14 protein-coding genes and 1 pseudogene are annotated in these 14,473 nt (G+C 71.7%); 8 read left to right on the forward strand and 7 right to left on the reverse strand.

Features of this window, described 5'->3' with window-relative positions; translation table 11 throughout:
- Positions 1–253, forward strand: a pseudogene (locus AWX74_RS40580) (IS110 family transposase); the annotation flags it as partial.
- Positions 254–455: 202 nt separating this feature from the next.
- On the opposite strand, the gene AWX74_RS38075 reads toward AWX74_RS40580, so the two are convergent.
- A complete protein-coding gene (locus AWX74_RS38075) occupies positions 456–1,175 on the reverse strand; it encodes a ferritin-like fold-containing protein (RefSeq protein ID WP_165615972.1) in 720 nt (239 codons plus the stop codon).
- 750 nt (positions 1,176–1,925) lie between these two features.
- Between AWX74_RS38075 and AWX74_RS38080 the strand changes: the two genes are divergently transcribed.
- Complete coding sequence (locus AWX74_RS38080; RefSeq protein ID WP_397312504.1) at positions 1,926–3,665, forward strand: DEAD/DEAH box helicase; 1,740 nt, start codon at positions 1,926–1,928, stop codon at positions 3,663–3,665.
- A gap of 90 nt (positions 3,666–3,755) precedes the next feature.
- On the opposite strand, the gene AWX74_RS38085 is transcribed toward AWX74_RS38080, so the two are convergent.
- Both AWX74_RS38085 and AWX74_RS38090 read right to left on the reverse strand, forming a co-directional pair.
- A complete protein-coding gene (locus AWX74_RS38085) occupies positions 3,756–4,187 on the reverse strand; it encodes a hypothetical protein (protein ID WP_091287165.1) in 432 nt (143 codons plus the stop codon).
- Positions 4,184–5,182: a ParA family protein gene (locus AWX74_RS38090; protein ID WP_091287168.1), complete on the reverse strand. Its 999-nt coding sequence runs from the start codon at positions 5,180–5,182 to the stop codon at positions 4,184–4,186. Before AWX74_RS38090 ends, AWX74_RS38085 begins: the two co-directional genes overlap by 4 nt.
- Before the next feature lie 333 nt (positions 5,183–5,515).
- Between AWX74_RS38090 and AWX74_RS38095 the strand changes: the two genes are divergently transcribed.
- Together AWX74_RS38095 and AWX74_RS38100 are read left to right on the forward strand one after the other, a co-directional pair.
- A complete protein-coding gene (locus AWX74_RS38095) occupies positions 5,516–6,841 on the forward strand; it encodes a hemolysin family protein (RefSeq protein WP_091287171.1) in 1,326 nt (441 codons plus the stop codon).
- A gap of 67 nt (positions 6,842–6,908) precedes the next feature.
- Positions 6,909–7,994 carry a hemolysin family protein gene (locus AWX74_RS38100; protein WP_091287174.1) on the forward strand — a complete coding sequence of 362 codons (1,086 nt, stop codon included), beginning with the start codon at positions 6,909–6,911 and terminating at the stop codon, positions 7,992–7,994.
- A 415-nt stretch (positions 7,995–8,409) separates the two neighbouring features.
- Here AWX74_RS38100 and AWX74_RS38105 read toward each other — a convergent pair whose 3' ends face one another.
- Entirely contained in the window at positions 8,410–8,814 is a 405-nt protein-coding gene (locus tag AWX74_RS38105; protein ID WP_091287177.1) for an antibiotic biosynthesis monooxygenase family protein, read from the reverse strand.
- A 78-nt stretch (positions 8,815–8,892) separates the two neighbouring features.
- Here AWX74_RS38105 and AWX74_RS38110 point away from each other — a divergent pair, with 78 nt between their 5' ends.
- Positions 8,893–9,750, forward strand: a complete 858-nt coding sequence (locus AWX74_RS38110; RefSeq protein WP_091287189.1) for a hypothetical protein — start codon at positions 8,893–8,895, stop codon at positions 9,748–9,750.
- Between the two features lie 203 nt (positions 9,751–9,953).
- Here AWX74_RS38110 and AWX74_RS41040 read toward each other — a convergent pair whose 3' ends face one another.
- On the reverse strand, positions 9,954–10,451 hold the full coding sequence (locus AWX74_RS41040; protein WP_207550510.1) for a hypothetical protein: 498 nt from the start codon (positions 10,449–10,451) through the stop codon (positions 9,954–9,956).
- Positions 10,452–10,847: 396 nt separating this feature from the next.
- On the opposite strand from AWX74_RS41040, the gene AWX74_RS38120 reads away from it, so the two are divergent.
- Both AWX74_RS38120 and AWX74_RS38125 read left to right on the forward strand, forming a co-directional pair.
- Positions 10,848–11,720 (forward strand): helix-turn-helix domain-containing protein, encoded by an 873-nt coding sequence (locus tag AWX74_RS38120; RefSeq protein WP_091287181.1) that lies wholly within the window; start codon positions 10,848–10,850, stop codon positions 11,718–11,720.
- Entirely contained in the window at positions 11,717–11,938 is a 222-nt protein-coding gene (locus AWX74_RS38125) for a DUF397 domain-containing protein (protein WP_006543224.1), read from the forward strand. The genes AWX74_RS38120 and AWX74_RS38125 overlap by 4 nt, the downstream gene beginning before the upstream one ends.
- Before the next feature lie 141 nt (positions 11,939–12,079).
- Here AWX74_RS38125 and AWX74_RS38130 read toward each other — a convergent pair whose 3' ends face one another.
- Together AWX74_RS38130 and AWX74_RS38135 are read right to left on the reverse strand one after the other, a co-directional pair.
- Complete coding sequence (locus tag AWX74_RS38130) at positions 12,080–12,307, reverse strand: DUF397 domain-containing protein (protein ID WP_091287183.1); 228 nt, start codon at positions 12,305–12,307, stop codon at positions 12,080–12,082.
- Positions 12,308–12,479: 172 nt separating this feature from the next.
- A complete protein-coding gene (locus AWX74_RS38135) occupies positions 12,480–13,310 on the reverse strand; it encodes a RecB family exonuclease (RefSeq protein WP_091287186.1) in 831 nt (276 codons plus the stop codon).
- 342 nt (positions 13,311–13,652) lie between these two features.
- On the opposite strand from AWX74_RS38135, the gene AWX74_RS38140 reads away from it, so the two are divergent.
- A complete protein-coding gene (locus tag AWX74_RS38140; RefSeq protein WP_054565173.1) occupies positions 13,653–13,988 on the forward strand; it encodes a chorismate mutase in 336 nt (111 codons plus the stop codon).
- Positions 13,989–14,473 lie beyond the last annotated feature (485 nt).

Genomic DNA, 14,473 nt, shown 5'->3' on the forward strand with positions numbered 1-14,473 from the left:
CGCGATCAGGCAGAAGAACTCCTACTACGGGGCGTTCTACCGGCGGATCGCCACCCGCCGGGGGAAGCAGCGGGCCCTGGTCGCTGTCATGCACAAGCTCACCGTCGCGATCTGGCATGTCCTGCACGACAGGACCGGACACAAGGACCTCGGCGCCGACTACCACACGAGGAAGAACCCGCAACGCGCGATGCGACGCATGATCCGCGAAGCGAACGCCCTCGGCCTCACCATCCGCTTCGACCCCGCCTGACCGGACCCAGCCCACCCAACCCGCCACAACCAGCCGATCAAGCCCCGACCCGCAGCTCACGTCAGTTTTTCGTGTCAGACCTGAGGATCGTGGTTGCTGCAGCAGCCAAAATCCTCACTCCTTGCTCGGCAGCAGCCGCGACAGCGGACGTCCGGGGCGCCTCAGATCCTGCCCGGCAGCTGCCCGGGAGACGAGCCGGGCCTCAGGCGGAGAGGCCGAGGGCGGCCATGCGCTGGCGGTGCGCCGCCATGATGCGGTTGAAGATCTCGGCGATCTCCTCCAGATCTCCCACACCGGCGAGCAGGCCGGTCAGCGCGTCCCGGTCGGCCGCGACCCGCTGCGCCTGGGTCAGCGCCTCCCCGACCAGGCGACGGGCCCACAGCGCGAGCCGGCCCGCCATCACCGGGTTGCTGGCGATGGCGGCACGCACCCGTTCGACGGCGAAGGCCGCATGGCCGGTGTCGGCGAGCACGCTCAGGACCAGCGCCCGTGGCTCGGGCTCGAGCCGACCGGCGATCTCCCGGTAGAAATCGGCGGCGATGTTGTCCCCGACGTAGGCCTTTACGAGGCTCTCCAGCCAGTCCGACGGTGCGGTGAGGTTGTGGAACGCCGTCAGCGCGGACACGAACGGTGCCATCGCCTGTTCGAGGTCGACCCCGAGCCGATGGAGCTCGTTCCCGATGGCCTCGAAATGCGCGAACTCGGCCGCCGCCATCCGACCGAGCTCGATCTTGTCGGCCAGCGTCGGAGCCATGCGGGCGTCCGTCGCCATCCGCTCGAACGCGGTCAGCTCACCGAAGGCGAGCAGGCCCAGCAGGTCGACCAGAGCGGGGTCCGCGCCTTCCGGCGCGGCCGGCTCGCCGGCAGGCCCAGGTGAGTCGGCGGTAGGAGTTCCGAGGTGGGTCTGCGAAGTCTGGGCCACGGCGTGATTCTGGCACTTCCCGGCGATCGCGCCGGTGCGCACGTGCGGGCTGGACGTCCCGCGTGACGGGTGAGAACCACGTGCGCCAACATGCGCCCATGCGCCCACACGCCCCCGCGTGCCCCGGCCACGGGACCGCGGCACGGCGGGCCGGCGGGTTCGGTAGGCCGCCCGTGCGTCATCTCGGCCAGGCTGGCCTGCCAAACCGACCGTAATGTCGCATTTCGATCGTCCTGAGGTGATGTGTCGTTGGCATGAAGGTGGGATGTCGGCAGGCCGACGGCAGAAGTCTCGCCAGGTGTCGGGCACGTTGCCGAGCAGGGGGTGGCGACAGCGGAACCGGTGCCGCGTGGCGTCTGTGGGCACGAATTCCGACGACGGCCAGCGCCGCCACGCACAGATCAGCGAACAGACAGAACGAGAACATTGCAATATCACACCCACGCAGGGCGGGACCCGGGTTATCCTTGGCTCAGCCGGTGGTCATCACACCACCCAGCCATCAGGCCGCTGTTCGACTGACGCCGCCCCGGGAATCGGGCCGCTGGCGCCGCGCGGCATATCGCGAGCGGGTTCAGCGTAGGACACCGCTCAGAGCAGACCAGGAGCGTCCCGCTGTCCGTCACAAACACACCATCGTCCGACATCGAAGCCACCAGCAACACCGAGCCCACCGGTAACACCGAGCCCACAGCCAGCACGGAGCTCGCCACCAGCACAGAGCCCACCAGCGAAGCCGCAGCAGCCGCCGTGGGTGACGTCCCCGCGCAGGAGCGACCCGAGGCCCCGTTGTTCGCCGAGATCGGCGTCCGGCCCGAGACCGTCGCCGCGCTCGCGGAGGTCGGCATCGTCCGGCCGTTCGCAATCCAGGAACTCACGCTCCCGCTGGCGCTCGCCCGCACCGACATCATCGGCCAGGCGCGGACCGGAACAGGCAAGACCCTCGCCTTCGGCATCCCCGTCGTCCAGGTCGTGCAGGCCCAGGACGAGGGCGCCGACGGCCGCCCCCAGGCCCTCGTCGTCGTCCCGACCCGCGAGCTGTGCGTCCAGGTCACGGCGGACATCGCCCGCGCCGGCCTCGGCCGCGGGCTGCGCGTGCTGTCCGTCTACGGCGGCCGCGCCTACGAGCCCCAGCTCAGCGCCCTGCGCTCCGGTGTGGACATCGTCGTCGGCACGCCGGGCCGGCTGCTGGACCTCGCCCGCCAGAAGGCGCTCGACCTCGCCCGGGTGCGCACCCTGGTGCTCGACGAGGCGGACGAGATGCTCGACCTCGGCTTCCTGCCGGACGTCGAGCGGATCATCGCCTTCCTCCCCGAGCAGCGGCACACGATGCTGTTCTCCGCGACGATGCCCGGGCCGGTGATCGGCCTGGCCCGCCGGTTCATGAGCCGGCCGGTGCACGTCCGCGCCGAGCAGCCGGACGAGGGCCGCACCGTCCCGAACACCCAGCAGCACGTCTTCCGCGCGCACGCGCTGGACAAGATGGAGGTCCTCGCCCGGCTCCTGCAGGCGACGGACCGGGGCCTGGCCATGGTGTTCGTCCGTACCCGGCGCACGGCGGACAAGGTCGCCGACGACCTGGCCCGCCGGGGCTTCGCCGCGGCGGCTGTCCACGGCGACCTCGGCCAGGGCCAGCGTGAGCAGGCCCTGCGCGCGTTCCGCGGCGGCAAGGTCGACGTGCTGGTCGCCACCGATGTGGCGGCCCGCGGGATCGACGTCGGTGGCGTCACCCATGTGGTGAACTACCAGTGCCCCGAGGACGAGAACGTCTACCTGCACCGCATCGGCCGGACCGGCCGTGCCGGCGGCAGCGGCGTCGCGATCACCTTCGTGGACTGGGACGACCTGCCCCGGTGGACGCTGGTCAACAAGGCACTCGCGCTGCCGTTCGAGGAGCCGCTGGAGACCTACTCCACCTCTCCGCACCTTTTCGAGCTGCTGGCCATCCCGGCCGACGTGAAGGGCTCGCTGCCGCACTCCGCGCGCACCCGGGCAGGGCTGGCCGCGGAGGAGGTCGAGGATCTCGGCGGCGGCGGCCGGCGTGGTACCCGCCAGCGCACCCGTGAGCGTGACCAGGAGGAGAAGGCGGTTCGCCCGGCGCGTACCCGGGTGCGGCAGCGCACCCGCGGTGCGGGCGCGGCTGCGGCCGCGACCGGGCTGACCGTCGCCGGCGAGGCCGACGCCGACACCGTCGAGGGCACCGATCCGGGCCCCGTGAGCGACGTCGACGTCGACACCAACGGTGCCGGGCTCGCCGGTCGGGCGGCGACCGTCACCGCGGTCCGGGTCCTGGGCGGCGACAGCGAGGACGGCGCCGTCGAGCTGACCGCCACCGACTCCACCGACGAGCCCGCGCGGCGGCGTCGGCGGCGCCGTGGTGGCCGGGGCCGCGGCACCGGCAGTGTTCGCGACGCCGGGGCCGAGTCGGGCGGCGACGGCGACGAGGACTCCGGCGCGGAAACCCACGCCCGTCGCGCCGAGTCAGCCTGAGGCAGGTCGCCACAGCCTCAGGAAGGTCGGATCGCGAATCGGTGTCGAATCGGTCTGAGGCAGGTCGAGACGGGTCAGGGACGAGACGGGTCAGGGACGGGTGCGCAGCGCCAGCCTGACCCAGCTCGGCCGCCCGCAGGCCGGGCAGCGCAGCAGCGACGGATGCCGACGCGGGAGCGGAAGGTGCACGCTCGGCGTCAGCACCCACAGCGCCCGCCGCAGGCTGACCGTGCTCGTCCGGCCGCAACGGGAGCAGTCGACCGTGAGAACGGCGCTGCGGTTCCCCGGCGGGCGCACCCCGCTGTAGAGGGCCCGCTTGCCCTGCGCGTCCCGGCCGGTCGGCGCTCCGGGTGCGCTCACACCGGCGACCTGGACCGACCTGGGGGCACCGGGGCTCGCGGCCTTCCCGGGTGGCCCGGTGGTGCGCTCCCGGTTCATGGGACGTCCCGTGTTCTCGTCCGGGCCACCTGTTCCGGTGCGGGGACGCAACCGGTCGAAGCCCGCCGACGCGTTCGAGCTCACACCGCTCCTGACACCGCGGCACCGGGCATCACGGCTTCCGGCATTGCGGCTTCCGACATCACGGCTTCCGGCATTGCGGCTTCCGAGGGCACTGCCTGAACCGGTGAGGGCGTCGCCAGCCGCGGCACGCTTCGCGGCGCACGGCCCGCTTCGCCTTCGCGGCCCGCACGTCCACGCGACGCCCCTCGCCCGGTGGCCTGGGTACCGGCGGGCGGCGTCGCGGCCACATCGGTCCCCGCGCCCCCACCCGCGATCGCACGGGCGTGTGCGCGATAGGCCTCGGCGCCCTTCGAACGGCCGGCGGTGGTGAGTATCGACCGCCCCAGGCCCGGCGCCTCGGCGAACCGCACCGACCGGGCGATCGGCGGATCCAGGATCGTGACCTGATAGCGGGTCTCGACGTCGAGGACGACCGCCCGGCTGTGCGCGGTACGCCCGTCGAACAGGGTGGGCAGCACCCCGCGGACCCGTAGCCGCGGGTTGGTGAGCCGCTGGACGTCCGCGACGGTGTCGAGGAGCTGGCCCACGCCGCGGTGGGAGAGCGTCTCGCACTGCAGCGGGATGACGACCTCGTCCGCGGCGGTCAGCCCGTTGATGGTGAGGACCCCGAGCGAGGGCGGGCAGTCCACCAGCACGAAGTCGTATTCGGCGGCGATCTCCCCCAGCGCCAGCCGCAGCGCATGCTCACGGCCGGTCCGGGAGAGCAGGATGGCCTCGCAGCCGGCCAGCTCGATGGTGGCCGGCAGCAGGTCGCTTCCGTCCGGGGTCGAGCGGATGACGATGCCCGGTGGCAGCCTCCCGAGCAGCACGTCGTGGACGGAAAGCTCCAGTGTGTCCGGGTCGAGGCCGAGGGAGAACGTCAGGCAGGCCTGCGGGTCGAGGTCCACCAGCAGGACGCGCCGCCCCAGCTCGCTCAACGCGGCGCCGAGGCTGGCGACCGAGGTCGTCTTCGCGACGCCACCCTTCTGGTTGGCTACAGCAAGGACCCGGGCCACATCGATCAGTGTGACAACTGAAACCGACTGATCACAACACTATCTGTGACTGAATCTCTCGCGTACATCAGCTGGCGGGGCAAACCAGCCCAGGCCAGGCGCACCAGCGAGCGCCCGATCCGACATGTCGGGCGTAACCACACCCCGGCCCGTGTTGCCGGCATCCCGGACGGGCAGGACCGTTCCCGGCACCGCCGAGCACCGGAGCTGACCCGCAGGCACCGAGGCACCGGACCTGAAGGCACCCGGCACCACGCACCACGCACCACACGGCAAACGGCAAACGGCAAACGGCACCACGCGGCAAACGGCCGACCCGAGGGAGCGACCAGCATGCTTGAGGCCGCCGGCTACCTGTTCGTGGCCGTGCTTCTGATCGCCGGCAACGCCCTGTTCGTCGCGGCCGAGTTCGCGCTGGTCGCCGTCGAGCCGCATCAGATCCAGCAGGCCGTCGACGCGGGTGAGCGCCGGGACCGTACCGTGCTGCACGCCGTGCGGTCGCTGTCGTTCCAGCTCTCCGGCGCCCAGCTGGGTATCACCGTGACCTCGCTGGCCGTGGGCTACCTCGCCGAGCCCGCGATCGCGACCCTGCTGCGGCCGCCGCTGGCCGCGATCGGGATCGGCCCGTCGCCGCGCGGGGTGACGGCGATCGTGCTGGCGCTGGTCCTGGCGACCGTGACGCAGATGGTCTTCGGCGAGCTGGTGCCGAAGAACTGGGCCATCTCCGAGCCGGTGCGGATCGCCCGCGCCGTGGCGCCGGCGCAGGTCCTGTTCTCGCGGGTGTTCCGGCCACTGATCAGTGTCCTCAACGGCGCCGCGAACGCCCTGGTCCGGGCGGTCGGCGTCGAGCCCCAGGACGAGCTTCGCGCCGGGCGCTCGTCCGCCGAGCTCGACTCGATCGTGACATCGTCGGCCGAGCACGGCACCCTGCCCACCACCACTGCCACGCTGCTGAGCCGGTCGCTGCGCTTCGGTGACCGCCACGCGTCGGACGTCATGACCCCACGGGTGCGGGCCGTGCTGGTCGAGGTGGACACCTCCCTGACGGATCTGCTGGCGCTGGCCGAGCGGACCGGCCTGTCCCGCTTCCCCGTGCTGCGGGCCGCGCCACCGGCCGCCCCGGCCGCCGACGAGGTGGTCGGCATCGTGCACGTGAAGGACGCGTTCCGGGCACCACCGCCCGAACGGGGGATGCGCCGGGTGGCGGAGTTCATGAGCGACCCGCTGCTGGTTCCCGCCTCGCTGCACTGCGAGGTGCTGCTGCACCGCCTGCGCCGCCATGGTCTGCAGCTCGCCGTCGTGATCGACGAGTACGGCGGGCTGGACGGCATCGTCACGATGGAGGATCTCGTCGAGGAGCTCGTCGGCGAGGTCGCCGACGAGTACGACCGACCGGCCGCACCAGACGTCGTCGTGCTCGGCCCGGAGCAGTGGCTGCTCTCCGGCCTGCTCCGCCTGGACGAGGTCCGGGAGCACACCGGAGTCGACCTGCCCAGCGGGCCGTACGAAACCGTCGGCGGTCTCATGCTGGCCCGGCTCGGACGCCTCGGGCAGCAGCACGACGTCGTCCGGGTCGACGGGCACGAGCTTGTCGTGGTGTCGATCGACGGCCGCCGGATCAACCGGATCCGCCTCGTCGCGGCGGCGGACGACCGATGAGCCTTCTCCATCTCACGGGGCACGGTCAGGACCGCCACAGGTCCGAGTCGACGACGGAGAAGGCTCGATGAACCTTCTCGCCTTTCCGGCCGGTCTGCTGCTGCTGGCCGGGAACGCGTTCTTCGTCGGCGCCGAGTTCGCGTTGATCTCGGCGCGGCGCGACCGCGTCGAGCCGACGGCCCAGCGCGGCGACCGACGCTCGCAGGCCGTCCTGGCCCATCTGGAGCATCTCTCCCCGCTGCTGGCGGCCACCCAGCTGGGCATCACGGTGTGCTCGCTGGCGCTGGGCGCGGTCACCGAACCCGCCGTCGCCCACCTGCTCGCCTCGGGCCTGGACGCGGCCGGCGTCCCCCACGACGCCCAGCACGCGATCGCGTTCGTGATCGCCCTGGGCATCGTGGCGTCGCTGCACATGGTGCTCGGCGAGATGGTGCCGAAGAACCTCGCCATCGCCGGCCCCGAACGAGCCGCCCGCTGGCTCGGCCCACCGCTGTTCGCCTTCGCCCGCCTGGTCCGGCCGTTCATCCTGTTCCTGAACGCGTTCGCGAACGCGATCCTGCGGCTGCTGCGGGTGACCCCGTCGGACGAGCTGGCGTCCGCCTACACACCCTCGGAGCTCGGGGCGCTGATCGGCCAGTCGCGGCAGGAAGGGCTGCTGCACCAGGGCGAGCACGAACTGTTGACCCACGCGCTGGAGCTGTCGGTACGCACGGCGCGCACGGTGCTGGTCCCGAGTGCGGACGTCGTCACCGTGCCCTGGACGGTGACGGCCACCGAGCTGGAGAGGTTCGTCGCCGAGACCGGCTTCTCCCGGTTCCCCGTCCGCGCCCCGGCGGCCGGGCCCGGCCGGGAACAGGGCACGACCGCGGAACTCGCCGGGTTCCTGCACGCGAAGGACGTCCTGGGGATCCCCGAGGACGCCCGGGACGAGCCGCTCGTGCCGCGGCGGCTTCGCCCCATGGTGCGGATTCCCGTGGACCTGCGCCTCGACGAGGTGCTCCGCCTCATGCAGCGGACGAAGAGCCATCTGGGCCGTGCGGTGGACGCGGCGGGCAGCACCCTCGGCGTCGTCGCCATGGAGGACGTCGTGGAGGAGTTCGTCGGCGAGGTGGAGGACGCGAGCCACCGCGGTGCCGCCGACAGCCGGGCCTGAGGCATCGGTCCCCGGGCCCCACGCCCCTGGGCGGTCGGTGTCCACCCGCCCACCGCCCAGCCACCCGGCACCCGCTCCGCCCGCCGCCCGGCGGGGATCCCGCACCGCCACGCAGCACCAACAATTCACAACAAGAGTCGCAAAAGGGGTGCAGAGTCGCCTCGCAGTCCGCAAGAGTGAAGGATTCTGGTCGTCAGAACGACCAGAATCCTTCACTCTTCGGAGTCGCCCCACTGGGCCGCGATCACGATCCTCAGATCTTGCCCGGCACCGACGGCAACCCGGCGCTCAGGATTCTGTTGCACCCTCCGAGCACCGAGCCAGGTTCGAACACCCCAGGCAAAGGGCTGCCCGCGCTGCCCGGCGCCCGCCACGTGCACAGGACTGACAGCGCGGGCCACGCCACGGGGCGTGGTCAGCCGGCGGCTGGCGCCGCGCTCTGGACGACCTCAAAAGACCACAAAGTCGCGCCGGAGGCGGCTGGCCCGCCGTGACCACCCGGTGCGCCGGCCGGCGCACCCGCGGGAGCACCGGAGGAGGCGCCCCCGGGATGGCCGTGGGCTGGGGGCGTGGTCTGCGCGCCGGCGGCCCGGTGCCCCTCGCTGAAGGCCATCGAGGACTGCCACTTCTGGAAGTCATCCTCGCTGCGCCACCGGGTGTAGACCAGGTAGGTGTCGGTCCCCTCCAGCGGCCGCAGAAGCTCGAACCACTCGAACCCGTCCGCCTTCTCGACCATCCCGGCCCGGCCGGCAAACCTCGCCTCGAGAGTCTCCCGCATCGCCGGGGGAACCGTCAGCACATTGATCTTCACGACACTCATGCCCGCAACGGTAGTGCGGGACGTCCCAGGGTGACGTCGTCATCCCCACCGGTGGCTCATGCCGTACAGTCGGCCGGCGTGTCCCGTCTTCCCCGTCTGGCCGTGGTCCTCGGCGTCGGCGCCGCAGCTGACGATCCGGCGGTGTGTGGGGCCGCCGGCGCGGCCGCGCTCATCGCCCTCGCCGAAGGCGGGCTGGAACCGATCATGGTGCTCGCCGCCACTGCCACCGCCGGTGGCAGTGGCGGCGCCGGCGACCTGGCAGCCCGCGCGGCCGAGCGGTCGCTGGCCGGGTTCGGGCTGGTCGACCGGCTCACCCTCCTGCCCGGCCCGCTCGCAGTGGGCCCCGTGCCCGCCGATGGTGGCCCGCGCCGCTCGTTCATGCTGTCAGGCACTGGTCCGCAGCACGACGGGGACGGCGCGACGGCCCTCGCGCACCAGGACGCGGTCGTGTTCGTCAGCACGCCCGACCTGCTCGGCAGGACCGGCCTGGCCGGCGTGTCCGACCTGCCCGGCGTTTCTGACCTGCCCGGCGTTTCTGGCGCCGCGGCTGCGACCACGGGTGCGAGCGGACCGCCGGTGGCCTGGCGCGACGATCCGTCGTCGCCGGCGGCCCCGGGTCGATGGGGCGAGAGCCGCTTCTTCGGCGGGGTCTTCCACATCGAGTTCGAAGGCCTGTTCAAGGTCTCCGCCGGCCCCGACCTGGCCGGCCCACAGGGCCGGTGGATCGGCGAGTACCTGCGCGGGCGCTACCTGCTCCCGGCACGCTCGGACATGGTGCGCGATCCGGCGCGGTTCGGCGGGCGGCTCCGGGCGGCCGCCATCGGCCGGGCGCCCGGCCGCCGTTATCTGACCGCGCTGACCCGCGAGGTACGACGGGGCCACGCCCGCGCTGCCAGCGCGGGCTACCCTCTGCCTCTCCGGGCCCACTCCCACTGAGCCGCTCCCCCTAACGGGAGCGTTTGGCAAGCCCGAGCATCGTGCTGCCGCTGCTGCCGAGCCGGACCGGAGGATCCTGGTCGCCAGCACGACCGGAATCCTCAGATCTTCGGCCTGCCGCTTCAAGCTGCTGCTCCGGGCTGCCGCTCCGCACACCGGTCTGCCGCGGCGGACACGCTGCGCCGGCCCCGGGAGCCGGACTCTCAGCGCCCGCCACCACCGCCGGGAACGGGGCGGCCTGGCTGGCCCGCAGCGGCCCGAGTGTTCCACGCTCCCGGCGATGCCGCGCTACCCGATGCCGCGGCGACGGGCGGTGCGCCGGCCACCGGTGCTGACGACTCGAACCCTGGGACGTAGGTGGGCGGCTCGTGATCGTTCTGGCGTCGCCCCACGACCAGCTGGCACAGGCCCGGCTCGACGCTCCAGGTCCGGCGGTCGAGCTGGTCCTCGATCCGGATCGGCAGCCGGGCGAGCGGCTCGGCCGCGCGCCGATGGCCCCAGGCGTGTGCGGCCTCCCAGGTCTCGAAGATGCCCACGAACTGGCCGTCACCGTCGAAGACCTGGAAGCGGCTTTCCTCGCCGACACGCGGTCCGGCGGCCGCCTGCCGAGGATCCGCCGATTGGGCCGCCCCCGCGGGGGTGGACCCGCCGAAGGCCGGACCACGCCAGCCTGCCGTACGGGCGGCCGACCCACCGTCCATCATGATCCCCCCCACGCAGCCGTGACGGTCCATGACAGAGCCGCCCGCCGGCCACCATAAGCAATATATCGGACACATAGTGTCAGTCGAGAACCGTGAGCGACGCACGTGCATTCACGATGATTGTGCATCCATTGTTCCCACCGCCTGCCAACTTATGCTGAGATCATGACGCTCAGGCTACATTGGCATGCGAACGGTTATATTTCGTTAACTCTTTTAAATGACACGAACACCTGGTAGCCCCGTGACGGCAGAACTCGCTCTTCCGTTCGGTGTGCTCAGCGCGCGCTCCCCGCCGCTTTGAACCGATTCGGCGCGCGGGCAGGCGTGGCATGCGCCGCGCGCTCCGCGATGACGCGCAAAGCATCAGCCAAACGGCCATAGAGAGGCACCATGTCCGAGCTCACCATCGGGGGAAGTCCGACAGTGCGCCGTCGGCGGCTCGGCGCCGAGCTTCGCCGACTCCGGGAACAGGCGGGGCTGTCGGCGGACGACGCCGCACGCCACCTCGAATGCTCCCCATCCAAGATCAGCCGGGTGGAGACCGGGCGGACCCCGGCCCGCGTCCGCGACGTCCGCGACCTGCTCGATCTCTACCTGGTGCACGACTCGTCCGAGCGGGGGATCCTGCTCGACCTGGTGCGCCAGTCGAAGGAGCAGGGCTGGTGGCAGTCCTTCGGCGACGCGGTACCCGACTGGCTGGAGACGCTGATCGGCCTCGAGGGCGACGCAGACACGATCTGCACCTACGAATCGGTTCTCGTCCCCGGCCTGCTGCAGACCGAGGAGTACACCCGCGCGCTCGCCATGGACTTCGACGGTGAGGGCTCGCCCTCCGAGGCCGAGCGCACGGTGGCCCTCAAGCGGGAGCGGCAGAAGCGACGCGGCCAGACCGGGCGGCGCATCCATGCCCTTCTCGACGAGGCTGTCCTGCGCCGTCCGGTCGGCGGATCCGAGGTCCTGCGCGGCCAGCTGGAGCACCTGCTGGCGGAGGCGTCCAGCGGGCGGGTCGTCATCGGGGTGATCCCCTTCCGCGCCGGCGGCTACCCGGCTCAGGGCTTTCCGTTCACCCTCTTCGAGTTCCCCGATACCAGAGACCAACCCGTGGTCTATCTGGAGGCTCTCTCCGGCGCGGTGTACCTGGAAAAGGCACACGAGGTTCGCCGCTATAAAGTCGCCTTCGACAAACTCAGAGCCTGCGCTCTCGGTCCTGACGAGGCAGGCGCCATGATCATGCGCATAGTTGAGAAGGTGAAAGTGGAGTGAACGCATACACAAGCGGTGCCGGCAAGGGCGGCGTCGAGTCCCTCGCTTGGCGGACGAGCAGCTACAGCCAGCCGCGTGGAAACTGCGTCGAATGGGCACCCGGTGCGGGCTCGGCGTTCGTACGGGACTCCAAGGACCGCGCCGGGGGCACGCTGGTGTTCTCGGAACGGTCCTGGTCGTCGTTCGTCAGCGCCATCCGCACCGGCGCGCTGAGCTGACGTCAGCGGCCTGAGTCGGCCAGCCCGCCGCCCGGCTCGCTTCCGGTACCGTCCCGGGACCGCGAACGGCCGGGCGGCGGGCGTGCGGAGACCGCCCTGAGTACGTCAGGACGTCACCATCAGGACGTCACCGTCGAGACGTCAGGACGTCAGGTCGAACTCGCCATCCGCGAGGCCGGCGAGGAAGTCATCCCACTCCGCGTCGGTGAACAGCAGGACCGTGCCGACAGGCTGGTCCGAGTCACGCATGGCCATGCCACCTGGGACCCTCGCCACCTCCACACGGTTGAGCTCGCCCTCCTCCGCCGCGGCGGAGCGCCACGACGCGCTGGCGAGATCCCGGTGGGTATAGGAGAACTTGCGCGGCACTGGTACGGCCCCCCGACCTGGTCAGAGCGGATATGGGTTGCGGTTGCCAGGGCAGGCGGGCGACCCGCGCCGACCGGCGCAGCCCTGAGGAATCACCACCCTAGAAGCCTTGACGCGGCCCGGCGCGCAGGTTGCACGGCGAGTCACCACCGGTGACAACAAGCGGCCACAGTCATTCGGCCAGCCCCTCCCAGGGCTCCCGGTCGGGCGATACCGCGCGCCCCTGCGGGCAGTGCCGCCGGAAGTCACACCAGGAGCACAGCGGGCCCGGGCTCGGCGCGAACACGGCATCCGCATCCGCACCGGCGCGCAGCCGGTCGGTCGCCTCGGTGATGTCACTCGCGACGGACTCCGCGCGCTGCACATGCCGCTGGAGCGAGGCGTCGGTGTGCTCGGCGACGGCGACCGTGCCGCTGGGCAGATGGTGCAGCTCCACCCGGCGGCACGGGGTGCGCAGCATCCGCCCGGCGGCCAGGGCGTAGAGCGCCAGCGCGGACGACCCACGGGCGTCGGCCTCGGTGAGCGGGCGCCGCCCGGTCTTGTAGTCGACCACGACGAGCTCACCGGCCCGCTGGTCGAGACGGTCGACGCGGCCGTGGAAGGCCAGCTGCTCGGTGCGGGTGGCCACCTGACGCTCCACGGCCCGCGGCTCGGCGGCGGGGTCGAGCCCGGCGGTGTAGCCCTCGACCATCGCCGCGGCGCGCTCGCGCCAGGCCGCCGACTGCTCCCGGTCGCGGAAACCGTCGGTGACCCACGCCATGCGCAGCAGCCCGCCGGCGCGTTCCGGAGTCCGCGCCGGCAGCGGGACGTCCCACCAGCGGTGCAACGCGTTGTGCACACTGACGCCGACGGATGTGTGCGCCCACGGCGGGCCCTTGGGCGGCGCCGGGCGATCCAGGTAGGTCATCCGGTATCGGCGCGGGCAGTCCTCGAACGCAGCCAGCCGGGACGGCGTGCAGGAGAACAGCCGGCGGGGCATCCCGGCCAGCTCCATCTGGTCCATCTGCCGATCATGCCACCGGGGGTCACGAGCCCGGCCTCACATCCATACCTTCTGGACTGCGCGGACCACGCCTGGCATGCTCGGTCCATGCAGTTCGGTGGGCCTCAGACGCGCGCGCTGGAGAGCACAGCTCTGTCAGCGGCGATCGGGGCGCCACAGGCCAGGATCGGGCGGCCGGGTGTCGGCCGGGTCGGTCTTCGTCCACCGCGAAGGTTTTATGGGGGCCGGGTTCGGTCCCCGCTCTGCCGCTGATCGCACGCGGCTCCGCTCAGACCACAGCCCGGCAACACCCGGGTCCTTCGTGGCGCGGGCCGCGCCGAGCCCTACCGAAGGGCCCCACCCGTGACGAACGTCGTCGACGCCGCAAGCTCCGCCACGACCTCCCCGGCCGCCGAGGCTTCCGAGTCAGCCACGCCCGCCACCTCCGCGCCGACCATCGCCTCCATCGACGAGGGTCGTCAGCTGATCGATGACATCGACATCAGGATCCGCGCCCTCGTGGCAACCCGCAAGGATCTGTCCGCCCAGGTCCAGGCGCTGCGTGCGGCAGCCGGCGGCCCGCGGGTCGAGCACGGGCGGGAGAACGCGATCATCACGGCCTGGGCGGACGAGCTCGGCCCGCGGGGTGCCGAGATCGCGCTGGCTGTACTGACCCTCTGCCGCGGCAACCTGCCGTAGGCCCGCCAATATTGATCTAGGCCGCTACAAGCCTCGTCAATACGGACAAAACGGGCGTGGAGTGCCTGGCAGTCCGCGTGAAGTAAGGGTTTTGACCGTCGGAGCGCCCGTCGCAGAGTCCCAAGCCTCGGGCTTCCACTGCCGCCGCCACTTCCGAGCAAGGGTCGCCAGGCCGCTGCGCTGGCCTCCACGGATGCAGGGAAAAATAGGGCCGGGTCGCCTGGTAAGCCGGTGATTCTGTGATGCCGGTGAGCTCGTGAAGCAAGGCTGGCGATGGAGGCCGGTTCCGGGACTACGGTTTGTGCCATGGCAGCCGCCCCTGGCGGCTGCCGGGAGCACGTGTGTCAGATTCGCCCGTTCCCTGGTCTCTCCAGGCGACCCGATGTCCACCGATGGTCATCGGGTCGAAGGGGGCGGCGTTGGGCCGGCAGGACGTCAAGGACGAGGTCATCTACCTGCGGGCGGCCGGCCTGGATCTGGGGAAG

The organism is Parafrankia irregularis, from assembly GCF_001536285.1.
Taxonomy (GTDB): Bacteria; Actinomycetota; Actinomycetes; order Frankiales; family Frankiaceae; genus Parafrankia; species Parafrankia irregularis.